General features: G+C 74.1%; 19 protein-coding genes. 8 read left to right on the forward strand and 11 right to left on the reverse strand.

Translation table 11 applies throughout. The features are described 5' to 3' along the window. Nucleotides 1-2: 2 nt before the first annotated feature. Nucleotides 3-971: an RDD family protein gene (locus tag ML5_RS06270; RefSeq protein WP_236619369.1), complete on the reverse strand. Its 969-nt coding sequence runs from the start codon at nt 969-971 to the stop codon at nt 3-5. Nucleotides 972-1,012: 41 nt separating this feature from the next. Between ML5_RS06270 and ML5_RS06275 the strand changes: the two genes are divergently transcribed. Continuing rightward, complete coding sequence (locus ML5_RS06275; protein WP_013284204.1) at nt 1,013-1,966, forward strand: stage II sporulation protein M; 954 nt, start codon at nt 1,013-1,015, stop codon at nt 1,964-1,966. Here ML5_RS06275 and ML5_RS06280 read toward each other — a convergent pair. From ML5_RS06280 to ML5_RS06300, 5 genes are read right to left on the reverse strand one after another with little or no spacing between them, the layout of a single operon-like run. Further along, on the reverse strand, nt 1,944-3,254 hold the full coding sequence (locus ML5_RS06280; protein WP_013474115.1) for a DUF58 domain-containing protein: 1,311 nt from the start codon (nt 3,252-3,254) through the stop codon (nt 1,944-1,946). The genes ML5_RS06275 and ML5_RS06280 overlap by 23 nt on opposite strands. After that, nucleotides 3,251-4,228 (reverse strand): MoxR family ATPase, encoded by a 978-nt coding sequence (locus ML5_RS06285; RefSeq protein WP_013284206.1) that lies wholly within the window; start codon nt 4,226-4,228, stop codon nt 3,251-3,253. The genes ML5_RS06280 and ML5_RS06285 overlap by 4 nt, the downstream gene beginning before the upstream one ends. Next, nucleotides 4,225-5,526, reverse strand: a complete 1,302-nt coding sequence (locus tag ML5_RS06290) for a DUF4350 domain-containing protein (protein WP_013474116.1) — start codon at nt 5,524-5,526, stop codon at nt 4,225-4,227. Before ML5_RS06290 ends, ML5_RS06285 begins: the two co-directional genes overlap by 4 nt. Then, nucleotides 5,523-6,134 carry a DUF4129 domain-containing protein gene (locus tag ML5_RS06295; protein WP_013284208.1) on the reverse strand — a complete coding sequence of 204 codons (612 nt, stop codon included), beginning with the start codon at nt 6,132-6,134 and terminating at the stop codon, nt 5,523-5,525. Before ML5_RS06295 ends, ML5_RS06290 begins: the two co-directional genes overlap by 4 nt. Next, nucleotides 6,131-6,976, reverse strand: coding sequence for a hypothetical protein (locus ML5_RS06300; RefSeq protein ID WP_013474117.1), 846 nt, complete (start codon nt 6,974-6,976; stop codon nt 6,131-6,133). The genes ML5_RS06295 and ML5_RS06300 overlap by 4 nt, the downstream gene beginning before the upstream one ends. A gap of 215 nt (nt 6,977-7,191) precedes the next feature. Between ML5_RS06300 and mtrA the strand changes: the two genes are divergently transcribed. The 5 genes from mtrA (at nt 7,192) to hpf (ending at nt 13,051) form a co-directional block, all read left to right on the forward strand. Beyond that, nucleotides 7,192-7,881, forward strand: a complete 690-nt coding sequence (mtrA, locus tag ML5_RS06305; protein WP_013284210.1) for an MtrAB system response regulator MtrA — start codon at nt 7,192-7,194, stop codon at nt 7,879-7,881. A gap of 28 nt (nt 7,882-7,909) precedes the next feature. Continuing rightward, complete coding sequence (mtrB, locus tag ML5_RS06310) at nt 7,910-9,649, forward strand: MtrAB system histidine kinase MtrB (RefSeq protein WP_013474118.1); 1,740 nt, start codon at nt 7,910-7,912, stop codon at nt 9,647-9,649. Beyond that, entirely contained in the window at nt 9,646-11,445 is a 1,800-nt protein-coding gene (locus tag ML5_RS06315) for an LpqB family beta-propeller domain-containing protein (protein WP_013284212.1), read from the forward strand. Before mtrB ends, ML5_RS06315 begins: the two co-directional genes overlap by 4 nt. Nucleotides 11,446-11,452: 7 nt before the next feature. Next, nucleotides 11,453-12,157 (forward strand): ComF family protein, encoded by a 705-nt coding sequence (locus ML5_RS06320; protein ID WP_013474119.1) that lies wholly within the window; start codon nt 11,453-11,455, stop codon nt 12,155-12,157. A gap of 249 nt (nt 12,158-12,406) precedes the next feature. Beyond that, on the forward strand, nt 12,407-13,051 hold the full coding sequence (hpf, locus tag ML5_RS06325) for a ribosome hibernation-promoting factor, HPF/YfiA family (RefSeq protein WP_013474120.1): 645 nt from the start codon (nt 12,407-12,409) through the stop codon (nt 13,049-13,051). 43 nt (nt 13,052-13,094) lie between these two features. Here hpf and ML5_RS06330 read toward each other — a convergent pair whose 3' ends face one another. Continuing rightward, a complete protein-coding gene (locus ML5_RS06330) occupies nt 13,095-14,201 on the reverse strand; it encodes a GNAT family N-acetyltransferase (RefSeq protein WP_013474121.1) in 1,107 nt (368 codons plus the stop codon). After that, nucleotides 14,198-15,355, reverse strand: coding sequence for a GNAT family N-acetyltransferase (locus ML5_RS06335; RefSeq protein WP_013474122.1), 1,158 nt, complete (start codon nt 15,353-15,355; stop codon nt 14,198-14,200). Before ML5_RS06335 ends, ML5_RS06330 begins: the two co-directional genes overlap by 4 nt. 169 nt (nt 15,356-15,524) lie before the next feature. On the opposite strand from ML5_RS06335, the gene secA reads away from it, so the two are divergent. Continuing rightward, nucleotides 15,525-18,425, forward strand: a complete 2,901-nt coding sequence (gene secA / locus ML5_RS06340) for a preprotein translocase subunit SecA (protein ID WP_013284217.1) — start codon at nt 15,525-15,527, stop codon at nt 18,423-18,425. A gap of 414 nt (nt 18,426-18,839) precedes the next feature. Here the strand turns inward: secA and ML5_RS06345 are convergent, their stop codons facing one another. Beyond that, on the reverse strand, nt 18,840-19,418 hold the full coding sequence (locus ML5_RS06345) for an Rv3235 family protein (protein ID WP_013474123.1): 579 nt from the start codon (nt 19,416-19,418) through the stop codon (nt 18,840-18,842). 95 nt (nt 19,419-19,513) lie between these two features. Beyond that, complete coding sequence (locus ML5_RS06350) at nt 19,514-19,741, reverse strand: helix-turn-helix domain-containing protein (protein ID WP_013474124.1); 228 nt, start codon at nt 19,739-19,741, stop codon at nt 19,514-19,516. 197 nt (nt 19,742-19,938) lie between these two features. Here ML5_RS06350 and ML5_RS06355 point away from each other — a divergent pair, with 197 nt between their 5' ends. Further along, nucleotides 19,939-20,448, forward strand: a complete 510-nt coding sequence (locus ML5_RS06355; RefSeq protein ID WP_013474125.1) for a hypothetical protein — start codon at nt 19,939-19,941, stop codon at nt 20,446-20,448. An 11-nt stretch (nt 20,449-20,459) separates the two neighbouring features. Here the strand turns inward: ML5_RS06355 and ML5_RS06360 are convergent, their stop codons facing one another. Further along, nucleotides 20,460-21,509 carry a hypothetical protein gene (locus ML5_RS06360; RefSeq protein ID WP_013474126.1) on the reverse strand — a complete coding sequence of 350 codons (1,050 nt, stop codon included), beginning with the start codon at nt 21,507-21,509 and terminating at the stop codon, nt 20,460-20,462. Between the last annotated feature and the right edge of the window lie 323 nt (nt 21,510-21,832).

A 21,832-nucleotide genomic window follows, 5' to 3' on the forward strand; every position in this document is an offset into this window, starting at 1 on the left:
GCTCAGCGGCGTACCGGATCGGGGACGGCCTCCGGCGCCGCGGACCGCAACCGGCCGACGGCCGGCGCGGCGGGACGCAGGGTGGCCGGCGCGACGGCGTGCGGCACCGCGGCCGGGGGCGGGACCAGCTCCGGCCAGAGCGTGGCGGTGACCGCCCGGGCGCGGCCCAGCCGGAGCGCGGCCCGGCGCCCCCGCTCGGCCAGCACGGCGGACAGGTAGACCCAGTCCGGCGCGGACCACGGCGGAGGCGGCGAGGTGACCGCCGCGGCCTCCACCCACAACGCCCGGCCCAGCCGGGAACGGTCCGGCTCGGCGAGCTGAGGCAGCCGGTCCAGATACTGCCGGACGGCCAGCGCCAGCCCGTCGTCGAACCGGGTCAGGTCGAGCGTGGTCGCCCAGGCCAGCAGCGGCGGCGGAGCCGGCGGCAGCGGCCGCCACAGCGCGGCGCCTCGACTGTGCACCACGAGCGTGCCGGCGACCAGGTCACCCAGCCGGCGGCCGCGCGGGTCGGTGAGCATCACCGTGACGCTCGCCGCCCAGCTCAGCAGCGGCAGCACCAGCCCGGGCCACTCCACCGCGACGCCCACGAGCGCCCGGGTCAGCGACTGGCCCACCCCCACCGGGCCGCCGTCGGCCCGCACCACCCGCAGCCCCACGGCCAGCTTGCCCACCGTCCGGCCACCGGCGAAGCGCTCCATCACCACCGGATAGCCGAGCAGGACCAGCACCAGCAGCACGACCTGGAGCGCGCCGGCCAGCGCGGCGTCGAGGAGGTCGCCCAGCAGGGCGAGCGCAACCATGGCCAGCACTGCGCCGAGCAGCAGGAACAGCACGAGCTGGATCACGGCGTCGATCAGCAGGGCGAGCACCCGGGAGCCCAGCCGGGCCACCCGGACGTCCAGCTCCACCGCCTCGCCGCTGACCAGACCGGCATCGGCCCAACTGGGCGGTGGGGGAGGTTGCGCGCGCACCCCGACAGTGAACACCATGGACGCCGAACGGGGGAGGGTGAGTGGATCTCGACGCGTACGTGGCCGAGCACGGCGCCGAATGGCGGCGGCTGGAACACCTGACCGGCCGGCGTCGCCTCGACGCGGCCGAGGTCGACGAACTGGTGGCGCTCTACCAGCGCAGCGCCACACACCTCTCCGCGCTGCGCGCCCGGGCACCCGAGCCGACGCTGGTGAACCGCCTGTCCCACCTGGTCCTCGCCGCCCGGGCCCGGGTCACCGGCCGCCCCCGGCTGTCCTGGGCGGCGGTGGGCCGGTTCCTGGCCGCCGACCTGCCCGCCGCCCTCTACCGGGCCTGGCCGTGGTGGTGCGGCGTGGCCACGGCGTTCAGCGCCCTGAGCGCCTTCCTCATCTGGTTCGTCGCCGGTAACCCGGACACCGCCGCCGCGTTCGTCGGCCCCGAGGCGGCCCGGCAGCTCGTGGACTCCGGTTTCGCCGGCTACTACACCGAGTTCGCCGCGCCCACGTTCGCGTTCCACCTGTGGACGCACAACGCCTGGCTGGCCGCCCAGTGCCTGGCCGCCGGCGTGCTCGTGGTGCCGGTGCTCTGGCTGCTGTGGCAGAACGCGCTGAACATCGGCGTGGTCGGCGGCGTGATGATCTCCTACGGCCGGGCGGACGTCTTCTTCGGCATGATCACCCCGCACGGGCTGCTGGAGCTGACCGGCATCTTCGTCGCCGCCGGGGTCGGACTGCGGACCGCCTGGGCCTGGATCGCTCCGCCCGCGCACCTCGGGCGCGGCCGCGCGGTCGCCGAGGCGGGACGGCTCGCCGTCGTGGTCGCCGCCGGCCTGGTCGGCCTCTTCGCGGTCTCCGCGCTGATCGAGGCGTTCGTGACCCCGGCGCCGGTGCCGATCCCGCTGCGGGTGGCCGCCGGCGCCGCGGTGTGGCTGGCCTTCCTGGCGTACGCGCTGGTGCTCGGCCGGCGCGCGGTCAGAGCTGGCCGAGAGACTTGAGCCGCAGATAGGTGTCGGCGACGGCCGGGGCCAGCCGGTGCCCCGGTACGTCCACCACAGTCACGCCGTAGCGCGACAGGGCGGCGCGTACCCGGTCCCGTTCGGCCAGCGCCCGCCACGCCGACGCGGCCGCGTACGGGTCGTCCGGGCCGGCCGGGGTGGCAGTGGCGAGCCGGTTCAGCACCGGGTCGCCGGCCGCGGCCAGCACCACCCGGTGCCGGGTCGCCAGCCGGGGCAGCACCGGCAGCAGCCCGTCGCCGATCGCGCCCGCCTCCAGCGCGGTGAACAGCACCACCAGGCTGCGCTGCCGCTCCCGGCGCAGCACCTCGGCGGCGATCAGCTCGAAGTCGGTCTCGGCCAGCGCGGGCTGCAACGGCGCCACCGCGTCGACCAGCCGGGCGAGCAGCGCCGGACGGCCGCTGCCGGTCACCCGGGCCCGGATCTCCGTGTCCGCCGCCAGCAGGTCCACCCGGTCACCGGCCCGGGCGGCGAGCGCGGTGAGCAGCAGCGCCGCGTCGATGGCGGTGTCCAGCCGCGGCTCGTCGCCGAGGCGTACCGCCGACGTGCGGCCGGTGTCCAGGACGCAGACCAGCCGCCGGTCGCGCTCCGGGCGCCACGTGCGCACCAGCACGTCGGCGCGGCGGGCGCTGCCCCGCCAGTCGATCGAGCGGACGTCGTCGCCCACCGCGTACTCGCGCAGCGTGTCGAACTCGGTGCCGTGACCGCGCCCCCGGGTCACCTGCACGCCGTCGATGACCCGCAGCCGGGCCAGCTTCTCCGGCAGGTGCCGGCGGGAGTCGAAGCGTGGCAGCACCCGCAGCGTCCACTGTGGCGTGGCGGGTTGCCCGGCGCGCTGCCGGGCGCCCAGGCGCATCGGCCCGAGCGAGCGTACGGTCAGCGCCACCGCCGGCCGGTCGCCGCGCCGGGTCGGGGTGAGCCGGACCGGCAGCGTGGCGGTGCCACCGGGCGGCACGGTGAGCAGGCGGTCCGGCGGCACGTCCGGGCGCGCCCCGGCCGACGGCACCCAGGCGTCGCGTACCTGGGCGTGGAGCGTGCGATCGGTGGGGTTGGCCAGGTGCAGCGTGACGGTGGCGGTGCCGCCGAGGCGGACCGTCCGCTCCCCGGACCGGGTCACCGTGAGCGCGTCCGGCGGGACCGCCATCGCCCGGTCGAGCAGCACCAGCAGCAGCACCGTCGCGGTCAGCACGGCGACGCCGAGGAACGGCGCCGGCCAGGCCGGCAGGGTCAGCGCGCCCGCGCCGAGCAGCAGACCCGCCCGCCAGGTCATCGCGGCGTCGGCACGGTGGCCAGCACCGAGTCCAGCACGGCGTCCACAGTCACGCCCTCCAGCTCCGCCTCCGGACGCGGGCGCAGCCGGTGCCGCAGCGTGGGCCGGGCGACCGCCTTGACGTCGTCCGGGGTGACGTGGTCGCGGCCGGCCAGCCAGGACCACGCCTTGGCGGCGTTGAGCAGCGCGGTGGCGCCCCGGGGGGACGCGCCCAGCTCCAGCGCCGGAGCGGACCGGGTGCCCCGGCACAGGTCCACGATGTAGCCGAGCACCGGCTCGGCCACGTGCACCATCCGCACCTCGGCCCGGGCGGCGGCCAGGTCCGACGCGTCGGCCACCGGGCGTACGCCCGCGGCACGCAGGTCGCGCGGGTCGAAGCCGGCGTGGTGCGCCCGCAGCACGCCCAGCTCCTCCTCGCGCTCCGGCAGCGGCACAGTCAGCTTGAGCAGGAAACGGTCGAGCTGCGCCTCGGGCAGCGGGTAGGTGCCCTCGTACTCGACCGGGTTCTGGGTGGCCGCGACGATGAACGGGTCGGGCAGCGGGCGGCGCTCGCCCTCGACGGAGACCTGCCGCTCCTCCATCACCTCCAGCAGCGCCGACTGCGTCTTGGGCGGGGTGCGGTTGATCTCGTCGGCGAGCAGCAGGTTGGTGAAGACCGGCCCCTCCCGGAACGTGAACGCGGCGGTGCGCTGGTCGAAGATCAGCGAGCCGGTGACGTCGCCCGGCATCAGGTCGGGGGTGAACTGAACCCGCTTGGCGTCCAGGTCGAGCGCGGCCGCCAGCGTCCGCACCAGCAGCGTCTTGGCCACTCCCGGTACGCCCTCCAGCAGCACGTGCCCCCGGCAGAGCAGGGCGATCACCAGGCCGGTCACCACGGCGTCCTGCCCGACGACGGCCTTGGCGACCTCGGCGCGCAGCCGGTGCAGGGCGGCGCGGGCGCCGGACGGGGCGGTGGTCGTGACGGGTCCGGTCACCGGGTGTCTCCTTCGCTGGGATGCGGGGCCAGGGTACGGGTCAGGACGTCCAGTTCGCGGGCCAGCTCCAGCAGCTCGCGGTCCTTCTCCGGGGCGGGGCCGTAGAGCAGGTCGGCCACCCGTTCCGGGTCGGCGCCGGCGCGCTCGGCGACCCGGGCGGCCACCTCGTCGTCGGGCGTGCCCGGGGGCAGGTTGAGCCGGGTCGTCAGCCGGTCCAGCGCGGCGTCGCGCAGCGTCGCGGCGACGGTGTCCCGGGCGCCCGCCCGGCGGTAGAGCCGCGCCCGGCCGCGTACCGTCTCGGCGGACCGGACGGTCACCGGCAGCGGCTCCGACACCGGCGGCCCGAGCCGGCGGGCCCGCCAGAGCACCACGAGCAGGCCGGCCAGGGCGAGCTGCACCAGGAGGGCCCAGAACCACTGCGGGAAGGCGCCCCAGAGCGGGTTCTCCCGCGGCGGGTCGGCGCGGTCGGGCGGGTCGGGCCGTTCCGACCTGCCGCTGCCGGCCGGGGCGGGCTCCTCGGTGAACGGCTCCGGGGACCAGCTCGGACCGGTCGGGGCCGACGCCGGCTCGGGCAGGTCGAGCCAGACCAGCGGGCGGTCGCCGCCGAGCAGGCCGGTGGCGAGGGCCTCGTTGCCCCACTCGCCGATCCGGTCGTTGCGGAACGGGTCGCTGGCGCCGGCCAGCACCACCTCGACCCGGCCGGGGACGCGCAGCAGCGCGCCGCCGTAGCAGTGGTCCACCTCGGCCGGCCCGGCGTACCGCTGGAGGTCGATCGCGGCCGTGCCGGCCCGGACCGCCTCGGGCAGCGGGCAGGGCGTGCCGTCGGCGTCCGGCGGCACCGCGCGGGCGGCCCAGCGCCCGCCGGCCGGTTCGACAGGGGTGTCCAACTCGGCGAGCACCCGCCGGGACGGCTCGACGAGCACCAGCCGGCTGCCGGGCGGCAGGGTGGTCAGCCCGTCGAGCAGGTCCGGGTGCACCAGGCCGGGCGCGGGCACGAACAGCGTGCTCGGCCCGGCCCCGGCGGTACGCAGCGCCGCCGCCAGATCCGTCTCCCGGCGTACCGGCACGCCCTGCGTCCGCAGCGCCTCGGCGAGCAGGCTGGCGCCGTCGTCGTCGGTGGCGACCGGGGACAGGAAACCGGGCTCGTCGGCGTCGGGCCGGTCGACCGCGCGCAGCACGAGCGTGGTCACGATCAACAGCACTGCGAGCCCGAGCGGGACGATCAACCGGTACGGACGCCGGCGCGGCGCCGCCGTGGCCGCCGCCGTCACGGTCTCCGGTACGACTGTGGCCGTCACCGCGGCTCCTCCCCGGTCAGCTCGCGGCTCAGGTCGGTGGCGAGTTCACGCATCCGCCGGTCGTGCGCGGCGGTCGCGGGACGCTGGGCGTACCAGAGATCGGAGAAGATCGCCCCGGCCGCGTGCAGCGTCGGCCGGACCTGCGGCCGGTTACGGGCCGCCGCCTCGGTCAGCTCGACGACGGTGAGCCCGGGGCGGGGTTCCACCACCTGCCGGACGACCAGCAGCCGGACCATCTCGCGCAGGCGCTCCCGGACCGCCTCGGCGTACCGGCCCTCGGCCGCCAGCCGGTCGGCCGGCCCGAGCCCGCCTGCCGGCACGGGTTCCGGGGTCCGGGGCGCGGGCAGGCGTACCGGCGGCGGATCGGTGCGCTTCCGGCTGCGCCGCCGGAACCGGGGCAGGCGGAACCGGGGCAGGCGGAACCGGGGCAGCCGTGGACGCCGCCACCGGGGGAGACTGAACCGGGGCAGCCGGCGGGGCACCCAGGCCGGGAAGAAGTACCAGCCCAGCGCCGCCAGCAGCGCGACCGCCAGCAGGATCAGCGCGACCAGCGGCAGCGGCACCACGTCACCGAGGGCCGCGACCGTCTCGGTCCACCACCGGCTCACCGGTGCGCCGCCAGCAGGACCGGCTCGGGCACGTCGGCCGGCGCGCGGGAGAGCCGGATGTCCAGCCCTTCGGTGCGGATCCGGGTCTCCAGGTGCAGCACCGCGTCCAGGCAGGCGAGCGCCGGGTACGCCAGCGCGTTCACAGCGGTGAAGGCGGCGATCGTCACCGGCAGCGCCCAGGCCGAGACGTCGAACAGGCCCAGCATGGTGAGGCCCTGGTAGAGACCCAGCCCGATGCCGAGCCGGATCAGCCACCAGCCCAGGTAGCCCAGCAGCCGTATCGCGGCGGCCCGCGCGCTGACCCGGCCGGCCAGGCGTAGCGCCCGCCAGGGCACCAGGTGCGCGGGCACCCCGTCCAGCACCAGGACCGGCACCACCAGGCCGAGCAGCGCGTACGCCGGGAACCAGCCCGGCCCGGTCAGCCCGGCGGCGGTGACGGTCAGCCCGACCAGGACGGCGGCCGGCAGTGCCGCGCCGAGCCGGGCGCCGCGCAGCAGCTCCGACGGTGCGGGACGGCGCCCCAGAAGCGCCGCGCCGGCGCCGCGAGCCGCAGGGGCGCCGAGCAGCGCGACGATCGCGGCCTCGGTGCCCGCGCCGGCCGCCAGCAGCAGCCAGTACACGCGGAGGGAGTCGCCGAACTCCGCCGGCCACCAGAACGGCGGTTCGGTCCCGGCGAGCATCCGCAGCGGGTGGAGCACCGCCTGTTCGGCGAGGGCCAGCAGCAGGGCGAGCGGGACGAGCACCCGGGCCTGGTCGCGCAGCAGCAGCACGGCCGCGTCGAGCAGCTCGCCGACGGTCAGCGGACGGCGCGGCAGCACCGCGGTCGGGCCGGCGTCGGGCACGCGTACTCCTGGGCGGGGCGAGCGGAGGTGGCGGGCGGGGCGACGCCCGGGGGATCATGGTTGCACGGCGGGTCCGCATCCGGTGGACCCGTCCGCCCCGGCGCGCCACGCTGGGCGGCCACGCCGACTTGCTGTGGTGCGCGGGGCCGCTCGGCGCTACGGTCTCGTGGAGACGCCGAACACTCCAGACGAACGGGGATGGAACGATAAACCCCATGAGAGCCCGGGTACTCGTGGTCGACGACGACCCCGCCCTCGCCGAGATGCTCGGCATCGTGCTGCGCAGCGAGGGCTTCGTGCCGTCCTTCGTCGCGGACGGCGAACGGGCGCTGGCCGCGTTCCGCGACAACCGACCCGACATCGTCCTGCTCGACCTGATGCTGCCGGGCATGAGCGGCATCGACGTGGCCCGCGCCATCCGGGGCGAGTCCGGCGTGCCGATCGTGATGCTGACCGCCAAGAGCGACACAGTCGACGTGGTGCTCGGGCTGGAGTCCGGCGCCGACGACTACGTGGTCAAGCCGTTCAAGCCCAAGGAGCTGGTGGCCCGGATGCGGGCCCGGCTGCGCCGCGGCGAGGACGTGGCGCCGGAGATGCTGACCATCGGCCCGCCCGGCAACCAGATCACCATCGACGTGCCGGCCCACACGGTCAGCCGCGACGGCGAGGAGGTGAAGCTGACGCCGCTGGAGTTCGACCTGCTGGTCGCGCTCGCCCGCAAGCCGCGTCAGGTCTTCACCCGCGAGGTGCTGCTGGAGCAGGTCTGGGGCTACCGCCACGCGGCGGACACCCGCCTGGTCAACGTGCACGTCCAGCGGCTGCGCGCCAAGATCGAGCCGGATCCGGAGCGACCCGAAATCATCCTCACCGTGCGGGGCGTGGGCTACAAGGCGGGTACCGGATAGCCTGGTCAGCACTGTGGTGACCACCCCGATGCCCGACCCGCCGACCGCCGCGCCCCGCCGGCTCCACGCCGTGCGGGCGATCTGGCTCGTCCTGACCGGCCGGGTCGCCCGGCTGGTGGCCGCGGTGCACCAGGCGTGGCGGCGGTCGCTCCAGGTCCGTGTGGTCACCATCACGCTGGTGGCGTCGAGCCTGCTGGTGGGCGGTTTCGCCTATCTGATCGCCGACAAGATCACGAGCATCCTGCTGGAGAACGCCGAGACCGACGTGCGGCTGCGGTTGAGCAACGGCAGCGAGTACGCGGCCAAGCAGTTCAACCTCTACAGCCAGCCGCAGGAGGCGCAGCTCCAGAACACCATCGACGGCACCGTCAACTACCTGGCCGGCGGAGACCCCACCCAGACCAGCGGCGTGGTGGTGGCGATCACCGCCGACAACTTCGCCGAGTTCATCGAGCCGCGTACCACGCCCGACGTGCCGGTGGGCGCGGTGATCGGCGACGAGCTGCGGGCCACAGTCGCCTCCGGCAAGGTCGCACACCAGATCCGTACCGGCTCGCTCGGCGACGAGCGGACGAAATACCTGGTCTACGGCTCCCCGGTGCCCACCAAGTTCGGGCAGGTCGAGCTCTACTACCTCGTACCCCTGGCGCGGCAGGACGCGACGGCGGCCGACGCCCGCGCCACGGTGGTCGCCACCGGCGTCGCGCTGGTGCTGCTGCTCGGCCTGCTGGCCGCCCTTGTCACCCGCCTGGTGGTGACGCCCGTACGGGTGGCCGCGCGCACCGCGCAGCGGCTCTCCGCCGGCCTGCTCGACCAGCGCATGGTGGTCTCCGGCGAGGACGACCTCGCCCTGCTGGCCGCCTCGTTCAACCAGATGGCGACGAACCTGCAACGGCAGATCCTCCGGCTGGAGGAGATGTCCCGGCTGCAACGCCGGTTCACCTCAGACGTCTCGCACGAGCTGCGGACACCGCTGACGACGGTACGGATGGCAGCCGACCTGATCTTCGCCGAGCGCGACGAGTTCGACCCGGCGGTGGCCCGCAGCGCCGAGCTGCTCCAGGCCGAGCTGGACCGGTTCGAGGAACTGCTCACCGACCTGCTGGAGATCAGCCGGTTCGACGCCGGCTTCGCGGTGCTGGACAGCGAGCCGACCGACCTGGTGCCGGTGGTGCACCGGGTGACCGAGCGGCTGGCCGGGCTGGCCGAGCGGGTCGGGGTGACCATCGAGCTGGACCTGCCGGACACTCCGGTGATCGCCGAGGTCGACCCGCGCCGCGTCGAGCGGGTGCTGCGCAACCTGGTCGGCAACGCGGTCGAGCACGGCGAGGCCAAGCCGGTACGGATCACCCTGGGCCAGGACCAGAGCGCGGTGGCGATCACCGTGCGGGACCACGGGGTCGGCCTCAAGCCGGGGGAGGAGAAGCTGGTGTTCAACCGCTTCTGGCGGGCCGACCCGTCGCGCGCCCGGCAGACCGGCGGCACCGGGCTGGGCCTGTCGATCAGCCTGGAGGACGCCCGCCTGCACGGCGGCTGGCTGGAGGCGTGGGGCGCGCCGGGGCAGGGCGCGCAGTTCCGCCTCACCCTGCCGGCCCGGGCCGGGGACCGGCTCACCACCTCCCCGCTGCGGCTGGTGCCGGCCGACGCCACGGTGCCGTTCGGCGGCCCCCGCGACGGCGGGCTGCCCGCCGTCGGGCCCGGCGGCGGTGTCGCGGCGCTGACCGCCGGACCGGCCGGCGGGGGCGACCACGCGGAGGCGCGGCCGTGAACCGCCGCGTCCTGGCCCTGCTGCTGACCGGCGCGCTGCTGCCGGCCGCGCTCGCCGGATGCGGCATCCCGGACCAGACGGACGTGCAGGTGGACGGCTCGGTGCCGGCCGCCGAGTCCGGGGCGCTCAACGGCAGCCCGGCCCGGCCGCCCGAGCCGGCCGACAGCAGCGAGCCGGTGCCCTTCATCGAGAACTACCTGCGGGCCGCCGCGGCAGGGGAACGCGACCAGGCGTACGCCCGGGCCCGGAAGTTCCTCGCCGCGGAGGCCCGCGACCTGCTTCCCGGCAAGCCGCAGACCAGCGAGGTCGAACTGACAGTGGTGCGGCTGCGGGAGAAGCCGGAGAGCACGCCGCCCAACAACCAGGGCACCAGCACCGTGACGCTCAAGGTGCAGCAGGTGGGCGTGCTGCGCGCCGACGGCACGCTCGGCCCGCCGGTGGCGAGCGAGACGCAGTACGCCTTCGAGCTGCGCCGGGCCGAGCAGGCCGGTACCGGCCTGCTGATCACCGAGCTGCCGAACGTGCTGCTGGCCAGCGACTCGGCGATGCGCGAGTACTACCGTCCCCGCACCGTCTACTTCTGGAACACCGACCTGACCCGGCTGGTGCCGGACCAGCGCTACCTGCCCTCGTCGGCGCCGACCGAGCGCCGGATCACCGAGGTGATGAAGTGGCTGGCCGACCGCCCGTCGGACTGGCTGGCCCCCGGCGTGACCGGGCTGCCCGACGGCACCCAGCTGATCAACAATGCGACCGGCGCCGACGGCCACTGGGAGATAAACCTGAACATGCCGGGCGCCAACGAGCAGCGGCTGACCCGGCTCGGCACCCAGCTGGCATGGTCGCTGTCGGACCTCGACGGCCAGGTCGACCTGAAGATCCAGAACCAGAAGCGGCTCACCGTCGACCTGCGGCGGGAGCGCGTCTCCACCGCCGCCTATCCACGCGGCGGCGATCCGATGCGGTTCGCCGTCTACGACGGCGCCGTCCGCCCCCTGGCGTTCGGCAACGAGTCGCGTGCCGCCGTTCCGCTGCCGCCCGCGGAGAACCGCAACGTGGTCTCCGCGTCGCTCGCCCGCGCCGACGACCAGGTGCTCGCCGCGCTCGTGGTGACCGGGTCGGACAACCGCAGGCGGCTCAAGGTGGGCACCGGTCCGGAACCGGTCGCGATGCTCAGCCCCGGCGACCGTACGTTCCGGGCGATGAGCCGTCCCACCTGGCTGCGGTCGCTGAACAAGGCCCGCCCGGCCGGTCTGGTGGCGGCGGACGGCCGGCTCTACCGGTTCGACGGCGCGGGCCGGATGAGCGAGATCCCGCTGTCCGTTCCCGGGCCGGTGACGGCTGTGGCCGGTTCCCTCGACGGCCACCGGATCGCGCTGGCCTCCGGCGGCGCGGTCTTCGTCGCCGCGGTGAGCGTCGACGGTGGCGTGGTCAGCCTCGGACAGCCCCGCCGGGTGACCACGCTGCTCACCGGCGTGACGGTGGTGGACTGGGTGGCGGAGAACGAGCTGGCGCTCGCCGGCAACGAGGCGGACCGGCGTTCGGCGATCCACCAGCTCAGCGTCGACGGTGCCTGGGAGACCCCGCTGGCGGTGGAGATCGGCGCCCCGGTGACCCAGCTCGCCGGTTATCCGGGCGGCGGCGACCGCGGCCTGGCCGCGTTCTCGTTCATGTTCGAGACGGACGGCGCGGCCTGGCGGAACAACCCGTTCGACTACGTGAAGCGGGAGCAGGTGCTCGACGTTCCGTCGGGCAGCCGGGCGACCAACCCGACCGCGCCGTTCTTCCTCTACTGAGCCGTCCGTGCGTGACCTGGGCGGGCTCTGGTCGGACCTGACCGACCTGGTGCTGCCCGCCGGGTGCGCGGGCTGCGGCGCGGGATCGGTACGGCTGCGGCACGGCTTCTGCCCCGGCTGCGTGCGGGAGCTGGAGTCGCTGCGTCCCGCACCTGCCCGGCCCGATCCGGCTCCACCCGGCCTGCCGCCCTGCGTCGCGCTCGGCCCGTACGGCGGCGCGCTGCGCGAGGGTCTGCTGGCGTACAAGGAACGGGGCCGGCACGGGCTGGCCCGGCCGTTGGGCGCGCTGCTCGCCGAGGTGGTCGCGGTGGCGGCAGGGCAACCCGGCCCGGTCACGCTCGTGGCGGTGCCCGACACCGCTCGCGCCGCCCGGGCCCGCTACGGCGACCACCTCGACCGGCTCGTCCGGCCGGCGGCGGCCCGGTTACGCGCGGCCGGCTGGCCGGTACGCGTGCTGCGCCCGCTGCGGGCGCTGCCCCGGACCGACTCGGTGGCGCTGGACAGCGCCGGGCGGGCCGCCGCGGCCGAGGAGGCGTTCCGGTTGCGCCGCCCGTCGGCCGGCCACCGGCCGGGGGAGACGGTCGTGCTGCTCGACGACATCGTCACCACCGGCGCCACGCTGGCGGCGGTGAGCCGGATGTTGCACCGCGCGGGAATGACGCCAAAGGCCGCGGCCGTGCTCGCCGCAACGCAAAAGCGGCACCGTCGGTGACGCTTCGTGTATCCGTTTCACCCCATGGTGTATGAGCTGTTAAATTTCGCGACCGCCTTCGGCAACCAGGGGTGACGGTTGGCCGTACAGGAGTTAGCGTTTCGGTGTCGGGGGTAGTGAGGGTCAAACCTTCCCCCGGCACTGGAAGGAGGCGTAGCCGAACAACACCGGTCGACGCCGAGCGGGGCCCTCCCGGGTGCGTCGACCGGATGATCCGGACCGAACGACCGTCCGAACAAGGGAGGTCACGTGGACATCGTGGTCAAGGGCCGTAACGTCGAAGTGCCGGACCATTACCGGGTGCACGTAGCCGAGAAGCTCGCGAAGATCGAACGCTACGACCAGAAGCTCATTCGCGTGGACGTCGAGTTGTTCCACGAGCGCAATCCACGCCAGGCGGACACCTGCCAGCGGGTGGAGATCACGTGCGTGACGCGCGGCCCGGTGATCCGGGCCGAGGCCTGCACGAACGACTTCTACAGCGCGCTCGACGCCGCCATCGCCAAGCTGGACACGCGATTCCGCCGCGCGGCGGACCGTCGCCGGGTACACCGCGGACGGCATGCGCCGATCTCCGTGGCCGCCGCGACCGCCGGCCTGCCGGTTGCCGACCTCGACGGGCCCGGACTGGCGGCGCTCGACGGCCACGGCACCGCCACAGCGGTCGCGGAACGCCCCGACGAGAGCGGCCACACCGAACCCGACGACCAGCCGTGGCACATCGCCCGGGCGAAGGTCCACCCCGCCGAACCGATGACCGTCGACGACGCGCTGTTCCAGATGGAACTGGTCGGCCACGACTTCTACCTGTTCCAGGACAAGGAGTCCGGCCGCCCGAGCGTGGTCTACCGGCGGCACGCGTACGACTACGGGATCATCCAGCTCGACACGTGACCCCTTGACCGGTGAGTACGGGCCCCCGCGCGGGGGCCCGTACTCAATTCTCGTCGGTGGCCAGCCGGCCGTAGACCACCGAGTCGACACGGGCGCCGTCCGGGCCGGGCAGCCGGCCGCGCAACAGACCCTCCCGCCGGAAGCCGGCCCGTTCCAGCACCCGCTGCGAGGCGACGTTGTCCGGCCGCGTGCCGGCCCACAGCCGGGCCACCCCGATGCCGAACGCCCACCCCGCGACCAGCCGGACCGTCCGGGCCGCCAGCCCGCGCCCGCGCGCCTCGGGCAGCAGGCTGTAGCCGATCATGGCCTGCCCGGTGGCCGGCTCGTCGTAGAACAGCGCGCAGCCGCCGACGACAGCGCCGGTGACCGCGTCGACGATCGCCAGGTCGGCGGCCTCGCCGGCGAGCCAGCGGCTCGCCGCCAGCCGGCAGCGGCGCGCGAGCGCCGCCCGCTCCGGCGCCACCGGCGGCACCCGGTTCGCCACCACCTCCGGCAGCGAGTGCAGCCGGTACAGCGCGTCCGTGTCCGCCAGCTCCACCGGGCGCAGCGTCACCACGCCGTCGGTGAGCCGGCCGTCCGGCAGGTCCGGCAGCAACCGGGCGAGCGGCCCGGGCGGGTCGTCGGCCAGCCGCACCCAGGCGATCAGATCCTGGCGTACGCCGTCGCCGTCCGCGCCCGCCGCCCGGCGTACGCCCTCGTGCCGGTAACCGCAGGCGAGCGCGATGCGCTGGCTCGCCACGTTCTCCGTGCGGGTGAGCAACTCCAACCGGGCCGCCCCGGCGGCGAACGCCCGCTCGGTCAGCAGCCGGGTGGCGGCGGTGGCCACGCCCCGGCCGCGCGCCGCCGCTCCCACCCAGTAACCGATCTCGTACGTCGCCCGCTCCGCGCTGAGCCGGGTCAGCCCGATGCTGCCGAGCAGCCGGTCGCTCGCCGGGTCGGCGATCGTGTACGCCGCACCGCCCGCCGCCCACGCCGCGGGCGCGCCCTCGGTGACCCACCAGCGAGCGGCGTCGGAGTCGTACGGGTCGGGCAGCAGGGGCATGAACCGGCGGATCTCCGGATCGGCGCACCCGGCCACCATCTCGGGCACGTCCGCGAGGTGGCACGGCCGCAGCCGTACGCCGTACCCCTCGATCGCCTCCGGCGTCACGCCAGGTCGCCCGGGAGCAGGCCGCCGATCCACACGTCCTGCCGCTCGCCGCGGTGCTGGACGCCGCCGCGCAGCGTGCCCTCGACGGTGAACCCGGCCTTCTCGGCGGCCCGCCGCGAGGCGGTGTTGCCCACGTTCGCCCGCCACTCGATCCGGGCCAGGCCGAGCGTGGTGAAACCCCAGGCGCACACCGCGGCGAGCGCGGCCGGCAGGTAGCCCCGGCCGCGGGCGTGCGGCGCGGTCATGTAGCCCACGTCGGCCACCAGCGGGTCGTTCGGCAGCAGGCGCAGGTCGATCGACGCGACGTAGCGGTCGTCCGGGTCGGCCACGGCGAACGTCACTGCCGTTCCCCGCGCCCAGGCCGGGCGCACCAGGTCGCGCAGGAAGCCCTCGGCGTGCTCCGGCCGGTACGGGTGCGGCACCGTGGTCCAGCGGATCGTCTGCTCGTCCTGGCAGGTGCGGGTCACCGCGGCCAGGTCGCGTTCCTCCAGCGCGCGCAGCCGCAGTTCGGTGTCGCCTGCGGTGGCGAACAGGACCGGCTGCGGCCGGCCGAAGACCGCCGCGCGGCGGGCCTGGAGCGTGTCCGGGCCGTAGGGGACCGGGTCGCCGGCGGCGGCGACCTCCCCGGGGAGCAGCGAGCCGATCCAGCCCTCGGGCCGGCCGCCGGGGCTGGGGTCGGCAAGCCGCAGCTCACCCTCGATCCGGAAGCCGGCGCGCAGCGCGACCAGCCGGGAGGCGTGGTTGCCGATCTCGGCCTGCCAGGTGAGCCGGCGCAGCTTGAGCGCGTCGAACGCCCAGCGGGCGAGCGCGCGGGTGGCGCGGACCGCGACGCCCCGGCCCCGGGCCCACGGCGCGGTCCAGTAGCCCACCTCGGCCGACTCCCGCGCGCGGTCGACGGAGACCAGGCCGAAGGAGGCGAGCAGCTCACCGGTGCCGGCGTCGCAGACCGCGAAGAGCGCACCGGTGCCCTCGGCCCAGGCGGTGGCGCTGATCGTGGTGACGTACTCGCTCGCGTGCTCCAGAAGGTACGGGCGAGGTACGGTGGTCCAGCGCTGGATGTCCGGATCCTGGCAGGCACGGTGCACCGCGTCGGCGTCCTCCGCGCGCCACTGGCGCAGCAGCAGGCCGTCCTCGATGATCTCCACAGGCTCCATTCGAGCCATCGTGCCGGATCGTTCGCGCACGGCGTAACCCGATTAGCGGCCGGTGGCGCACGGTCGCGGCGTTATGTCGGGTTCCGGAGCCCGGACCGCCGCCACCAGTGACCATCGTCGCGTCGGAGCGCCTACGATGGTTCGAGACCGTCTAGGGGAGCGTTGATCCGTGTCGATTCTGGAAAAGTTCCTTCGCGCCGGCGAGGGCCGCATGGTGCGTCGGCTGAAGGCCATCGCTGCCGCCGTCAACTCGATCGAGGACGACTACGTCAACCTCAGCGACGACGAGCTGCGCGCCATGACCGACCAGTTCAAGGAGCGGCTCGAGGATGGCGAGACCCTCGACGACCTGCTGCCCGAGGCGTTCGCGGTGTGCCGGGAAGCCGCCTCGCGGGTGCTCGGCCAGCGCCCCTACGACGTCCAGGTGATGGGTGGCGCGGCGCTGCACTTCGGCAACATCGCCGAGATGAAGACGGGTGAGGGCAAGACGCTCACCTCGGTCATGCCGGTCTACCTGAACGCGCTCGCCGGCAAGGGCGTGCACGTGATCACGGTGAACGACTACCTGGCCGAGCGCGACGCCGCCTGGATGGGCCGCGTCCACGAGTTCCTCGGCCTGCAGGTCGGCGTGGTGCTGCCCAACCGGCCCGCCAGCGAGCACCGCGCGGCCTACGAGTGCGACATCACCTACGGCACCAACAACGAGTTCGGCTTCGACTACCTGCGCGACAACATGGCCTGGTCGAAGGACGAGCTGGTCCAGCGCGGCCACTTCTTCGCCGTGGTCGACGAGGTCGACTCGATCCTGATCGACGAGGCGCGTACCCCGCTGATCATCTCCGGTCCGGCCGAGCACTCCGCCCGGTGGTACCAGGAGTTCGCCGCCGTGGTGGCCCGGCTCCAGCCCGGCACCGACGGCGAGGGCGACTACGAGGTCGACTACGCCAAGCGCACCATCGCGATCACCGAGCGCGGCGTGGCCAAGGTGGAGGACCGCCTGGGCATCGACAACCTGTACGAGTCGGTGAACACCCCGCTGGTCGGCTACCTGAACAACGCGATCAAGGCCAAGGAGCTCTACAAGCGCGACAAGGACTACATCGTCAACGACGGTGAGGTCCTGATCGTCGACGAGTTCACCGGCCGCATCCTGCACGGCCGCCGCTACAACGAGGGCATGCACCAGGCGATCGAGGCCAAGGAGGGGGTGGAGATCAAGCAGGAGAACCAGACGCTCGCCACCATCACCCTCCAGAACTACTTCCGCCTCTACGAGAAGCTCTCCGGCATGACCGGTACCGCCCAGACCGAGGCGGGCGAGTTCAACAAGGTCTACAAGGTCGGCGTCGTGACCATCCCGACGCACCGGCCGATGGTCCGGCTCGACCGGCCCGACGTCATCTACAAGACCGAGAAGGCCAAGTTCAACGCCGTCGTCGAGGACATCGCCGAGCGGCACGTGCAGGGCCAGCCGGTGCTGGTCGGCACCGTCTCGGTGGAGAACTCCGAGATCCTGTCGCACATGCTGCGCCGCCGCGGCATCCCGCACTCGGTGCTGAACGCGAAGTTCCACGCCAAGGAGGCGGAGATCGTCGCGCAGGCCGGGCGCAAGGGCGCGGTCACCGTCGCCACCAACATGGCCGGCCGCGGTACGGACATCCTGCTCGGCGGCAACCCCGAGTTCCTCGCCGCGAACGAGCTGCGCCAGCGCGGGCTCGACCCGGTCGAGCAGCCGGAGGAGTACGCCAAGGCGATGGAGGAGATCCTCCCGACCTGGAAGCAGGCGTGCGACGTCGAGGCGGAGGAGGTCGCCGCCGCCGGTGGGCTCTACGTGCTGGGCACCGAGCGGCACGAGTCCCGCCGGATCGACAACCAGCTGCGCGGTCGCGCCGGCCGGCAGGGTGACCCGGGCGAGTCCCGCTTCTACCTGTCGCTCCAGGACGAGCTGATGAAGCGCTTCCGGGCCGGCGCGGTCGAGGCCGTGATGGACCGCTTCAACATCCCGGAGGACGTGCCCATCGAGTCGAAGATGGTCACCCGCCAGATCAGGAGCGCCCAGGCCCAGATCGAGGGCCAGAACGCCGAGATCCGCAAGAACGTCCTCAAGTACGACGAGGTGCTGAACAAGCAGCGCCAGGTGATCTACGCCGAGCGCCTCCGGGTGCTCAACGGCGAGGACCTGTCCGACCAGGTCCGCAACATGATCGACGACGTGGTGACCGCGTACGTGGTCGGCGCGACGAGCGACGGCTACGCCGAGGACTGGGACCTCGACCAGCTCTGGTCGAGCCTGAAGCAGCTCTACCCGGTGGGGATCACCGTCGAGGAGCTGGAAGAGGAGGTCGGTTCCCGCTCGGGCATCGACCAGGACTTCCTGCTCGCCCGCCTGAAGGAGGACGCGCACGCCGCGTACGACAGGCGTGAGGAGAGCCTCGGCGAGGAGGCGGTGCGTCAGCTCGAGCGCATGGTCCTACTCCAGGTGATCGACCGTAAGTGGCGCGAGCACCTCTACGAGATGGACTACCTCCAGGAGGGCATCAGCCTGCGGGCGTACGCCCAGCGCGACCCGGTCATCGAGTACCAGCGCGAGGGCTTCGACATGTTCGCCTCCATGATGGACGGCATCAAGGAGGAGACTGTCGGCTTCCTCTACAACCTGGACGTCCAGGTCGAGGAGGCGGAGCCGGAGGCCGAGGAGGTGCAGCTGCTGGAGAAGCCGGTGGAGATCCGGGCCAAGGGTCTCAACCGCGCGCCGCAGCAGCAGGGCCTGCAATACTCCGCGCCCGCCGTGGACGGCGAGGCCGGCCGGGGTGCCCCGGTGATCGAGCGGCCCGAGCAGCAGGCGCCGGCGCTCGGCATCGGCCAGCAGTCCTCGGAGCGCCCGGCCGCCACCACGCCGCGCCGTGCGCCGGCCGGGGCGAGCGGCCAGGCTGTGGCCGCCAGCACCGCCCGGCGGGCCGCGCCCGGCCAGGTCGACGGCGGTGAGGGCCCGTCCCGTAACGCGCCCTGCCCGTGTGGCTCGGGCCGCAAGTACAAGCGCTGCCACGGCTCGCCCAACGGCGGCAACTGACCCCGAACACCCACGACGGGCCCCGGCCACCAAGGCCGGGGCCCGTCGCCGTCCTCCCGTCCTCCCTCCCGTCCTCCCTCGCGCCCTCCCTCGGTCGATCTTGCAGTTGCGGCCCCTGTTGTGACCGATTCATACCGGAATCGGGGGTACGAAAGTGCAAGATCGCGGGGGTTTGGTGGGGTGGGGTGGGCTGGAGATCCTCGTTCGCCTGGTTGTTGCGGCGAACCTCCCGTTGAGCGAGATTAGCGTTCCGCTTGGTGGGAGCGGTGGAGATCTTGGTAGGAAAGGGCCCCTATGAGGGCCGTTTGGTACCAAGATCGCGCCGGCCCGGGCGCTGAGTGCCGGGCGTCCGCACGCCGACCGGCGCGGGTGGCCGCGGCGCGTCGGGCCAGGTCGGGGAGGCGATGGCCGGGCTCAAAGGACGTCCAGGACCTGGCACAGCCAGGTGCCTCGACGGCGTTCCAGGCGTATCGCCACCGCCCAGCTCGCGCCCCCGGCGCCCGCGAACACGGCGGTGGCCTCGACCGCACCCGCGCGCGGCTCGCACACGCGCAGGCGCCGCAGCAGCAGCGCCGGCCGGGCGGTACGGCGGCGGACCGGTGTCACCCGGCGGGCCGCGCGGGTCAGCTCGGCTGCCACCGGGCCGGCCGACTCGGGCAGGCAGAGCGGCCGGAGCTGACCGGGTGGGCGGAAGCCGTTGACGATCTCCAGGAAGGTGCGCACGAACAGGTGCGCGGCTCGCGCTCCCTCGGGTGTGGCGGAGGCGAGGGCTGACGCCTGCGCCCCGGACCAGCGGGGCCAGGCGGTCGCCGGGTCCGGTGCTCGACCGGCGGGGCGTGCGGCGGCACGGCGGCGTGGGTCGGCCAGGTCGAGCGTGAGCTGACCGACGGGACTCCAGAGCGGTTCCTCGTCGGTGCACGGCGGGTCGAGCGGCGGGGCGGGCCGGAGACGGACCGGCGGGCGGGGTGCGCGGGGACGGCGGGTGTCGACCATCTCGAATCCTTGCGTTTGCCTTCGTTTGCCTCCGACAGACTCTCATCTTCCCGGACGCGGACGATCGCCGTCAATGGCTCACGGTCCCCGGGTGGTCACTCCTCGTCGCGCTCGCCGAGCGGGTTGCCGCGTACCCATTCGGCGGTCTCGGCGTACTTGCGCTCGATGTATTCCTCCAGCCGGGCGCGCTCGACCCGCCACTGGCCCCGGCCACCGATCTTGATCGCGGGCAGTTCGCCGCTGCGGACCATGTGGTAGACCTGCGAGTCCGACACGTTCAGCTCGGCGGCGACGTCGGACAGCAGCAGGAACCTCGACTCCACGGTGTGACTCCCGGGGTTGGTTGTGTTTGCTTCAGTTTGCCATCACCAGGTGACATCGCCGCGCGCCCGTTCGGGAGACACACCGGCGGGAGACTTCACCCGCGCGGGTGCCGGGTGTATGACGGTCTCGGCGTACGGCATGATCGGCGCCCGGAGTCGGCGTCCGCCGACGATCGGCCTGAGTGTGGGAGTGACCGGTGACCGACGAGCTTGTCCGGGTGTACCTGCCGGCGACCGTTCCCATGCTCGCCCGGCTGCGCGAGGAGGGGCTGAGCGCCGAGGCGGCGCACGCCGTGACCCCGGAGCTGCGCGAGTGGTACGCCGAGGGCGACGAGGAGGAACTGGAGTACGTGGCCTTCACCCGGGCCGCCCAGGACGCGTTGCTCCTGCTCCGGCACGACCCCGCCGCCCCCCGGCGACGGGTGGTGGTCTCGGCCGACCTGCCGGCCCGTGCTGTCGGCCGGGTCGGCGGCGAGCTGGGATCGAGCGTGGTCCGGCCGGTCGGACCGGTACCCGTGAAGTCGGTCGCCGCGCTGCACGTGGACGGCGCGGACGCGGTCGAGGACGTGGCCGCCGCCGTCGACGTGGTGGTGGAGGCCCAGGCCGGTGACCCGGACGCCCAGTTCACAGTCGACGGCGCCGAGGACCACGAACTGGAGTGGTACGACGTGACCGAGCTGGACCTGCTCCTGCGCGAAGCGGGCTGACGGCGCGCGGTTCAGGCCGCGGGCTCGTCCTCGTCGTCGTCCACCGGGCGCGGCCCGAGCGTGCGCCCGAAGACGATGAGCGTGGTCAGCGCGCCCACGAAGAGCACCCAGATCCCGTTGTCCACCCGCGAGGTGCCCAGCGCGGTCTGCGCCACCTCGTCGGCCTCGCTGAGCGCCGCGGCCAGGTCGAGCAGCCCACGGCCGCCGATCCGGATGATCACCTCGGTGAGCAGCAGGAGCAGGCCCGCGCCCGCCCCGGCGACCAGGTAGGCCGGCCAGCGCAGCGGCGACGCGGCGCCGTCGCGGCGCTCCGCCCGACGCCGGGACCAGGTGAGATAGAGGTACGCGGCCAGGCCGGCGAGCAGCCCGGCGAGCAGCGACTCGGTACGCGAGACCCACTTCGCGGCGTCGAGCACCGACTGCTGGGTCTCCCCGGCGCCGAACAGGTCGGAGAGCGGGTCGCGGACGCGGCTGAACAGCACCACGAAGATCTGCGCGGTGAGCGTGGCGAGGGTGATCGCCCCCACCACCCGGGCCTGGCGCGCACCGGCCATCGCCCCGCCGATGATCGCTGCCGCCGCCGCGGTACCGGCGATGGTGTTCGTGGTGGCGTTGTCCGCGTACGTCAGGTTGATCGCCACCGCGGTGACGAGCCCGACCAGGAGGCCGGTGCCGACGGCGGCCAGGAAGCGCAGCGTGGCGCGGCCCAGCCGGTTGGTCGCGAGCAGGGCCACCGTGGCGCCGGTGACCAGCGCCGCGGTGATGACGCCTGGCAGCGCGTACGCGGAGAGGCTGATCGCGGTGACGCCTGCCGCCGTGGAGTGGATCGCCTCGCGGGTGGACCAGAGCATGGCGGCCAGCCACCCGGCCGAGATCAGGGCGAGCACGATCGCGCCCGGCGCGAACTCCGGCCGCCCACCGGTGACAGTGCCCTCGTCCGCGTGCCCGGCTGCTTCCTCGCCGGAGGACGTCTCGACGGCGGTCCCGTCGCCCGTGGTGGGCTCGACGGCCTCGGGCTGATCCGTCTCCGCGGCCGTGGAGCTGCCGGGCTGGTTGCTCATCGTCTTCCCTTCGACGGTCGCCGGATCTTCCCGCGCCGGGCGGGGCAGGTCACCGGTCATCCAGCGTACGCGGCGTGCCGTCGCTCCCCGGGCGGGCCGTGTGCCGTCCGCGCCTTGATCGACTGCAGTACGCCGATGTGGTGGTATCCCGAAGGCTCGGATGCCGCCGTCCCCCCGAGGTGGAGTCGATCAACCGGTCCGCGCGGGTGCCGACGAATCGTCGATGAACGGGGTTGCGATCCGATGTTTCGTCGGATGTGGGTGGGTTGAGCCGACGGTCCCGAGATGATCCGGCTGTCCGGTGTGGCGGGGAGGCGCGGTCG

This window comes from Micromonospora sp. L5 (assembly GCF_000177655.2).
GTDB lineage: Bacteria > Actinomycetota > Actinomycetes > Mycobacteriales > Micromonosporaceae > Micromonospora > Micromonospora aurantiaca.

What these genes read in the sequence shown, in the direction of transcription:
- ML5_RS06280 (WP_013474115.1), bottom strand. Translation starts at nt 3,254, where the DNA reads ATGACCTGGCGGGCGGGTCTGCTGCTCGGCGCGGGCGCGCTGACCCTG.
- mtrB (WP_013474118.1), top strand. Translation starts at nt 7,910, where the DNA reads ATGCCCGACCCGCCGACCGCCGCGCCCCGCCGGCTCCACGCCGTGCGG.
- ML5_RS06360 (WP_013474126.1), bottom strand. Translation starts at nt 21,509, where the DNA reads ATGAGCAACCAGCCCGGCAGCTCCACGGCCGCGGAGACGGATCAGCCC.
- mtrA (WP_013284210.1), top strand. Translation starts at nt 7,192, where the DNA reads ATGAGAGCCCGGGTACTCGTGGTCGACGACGACCCCGCCCTCGCCGAG.
- ML5_RS06345 (WP_013474123.1), bottom strand. Translation starts at nt 19,418, where the DNA reads ATGGTCGACACCCGCCGTCCCCGCGCACCCCGCCCGCCGGTCCGTCTC.
- ML5_RS06335 (WP_013474122.1), bottom strand. Translation starts at nt 15,355, where the DNA reads ATGGAGCCTGTGGAGATCATCGAGGACGGCCTGCTGCTGCGCCAGTGG.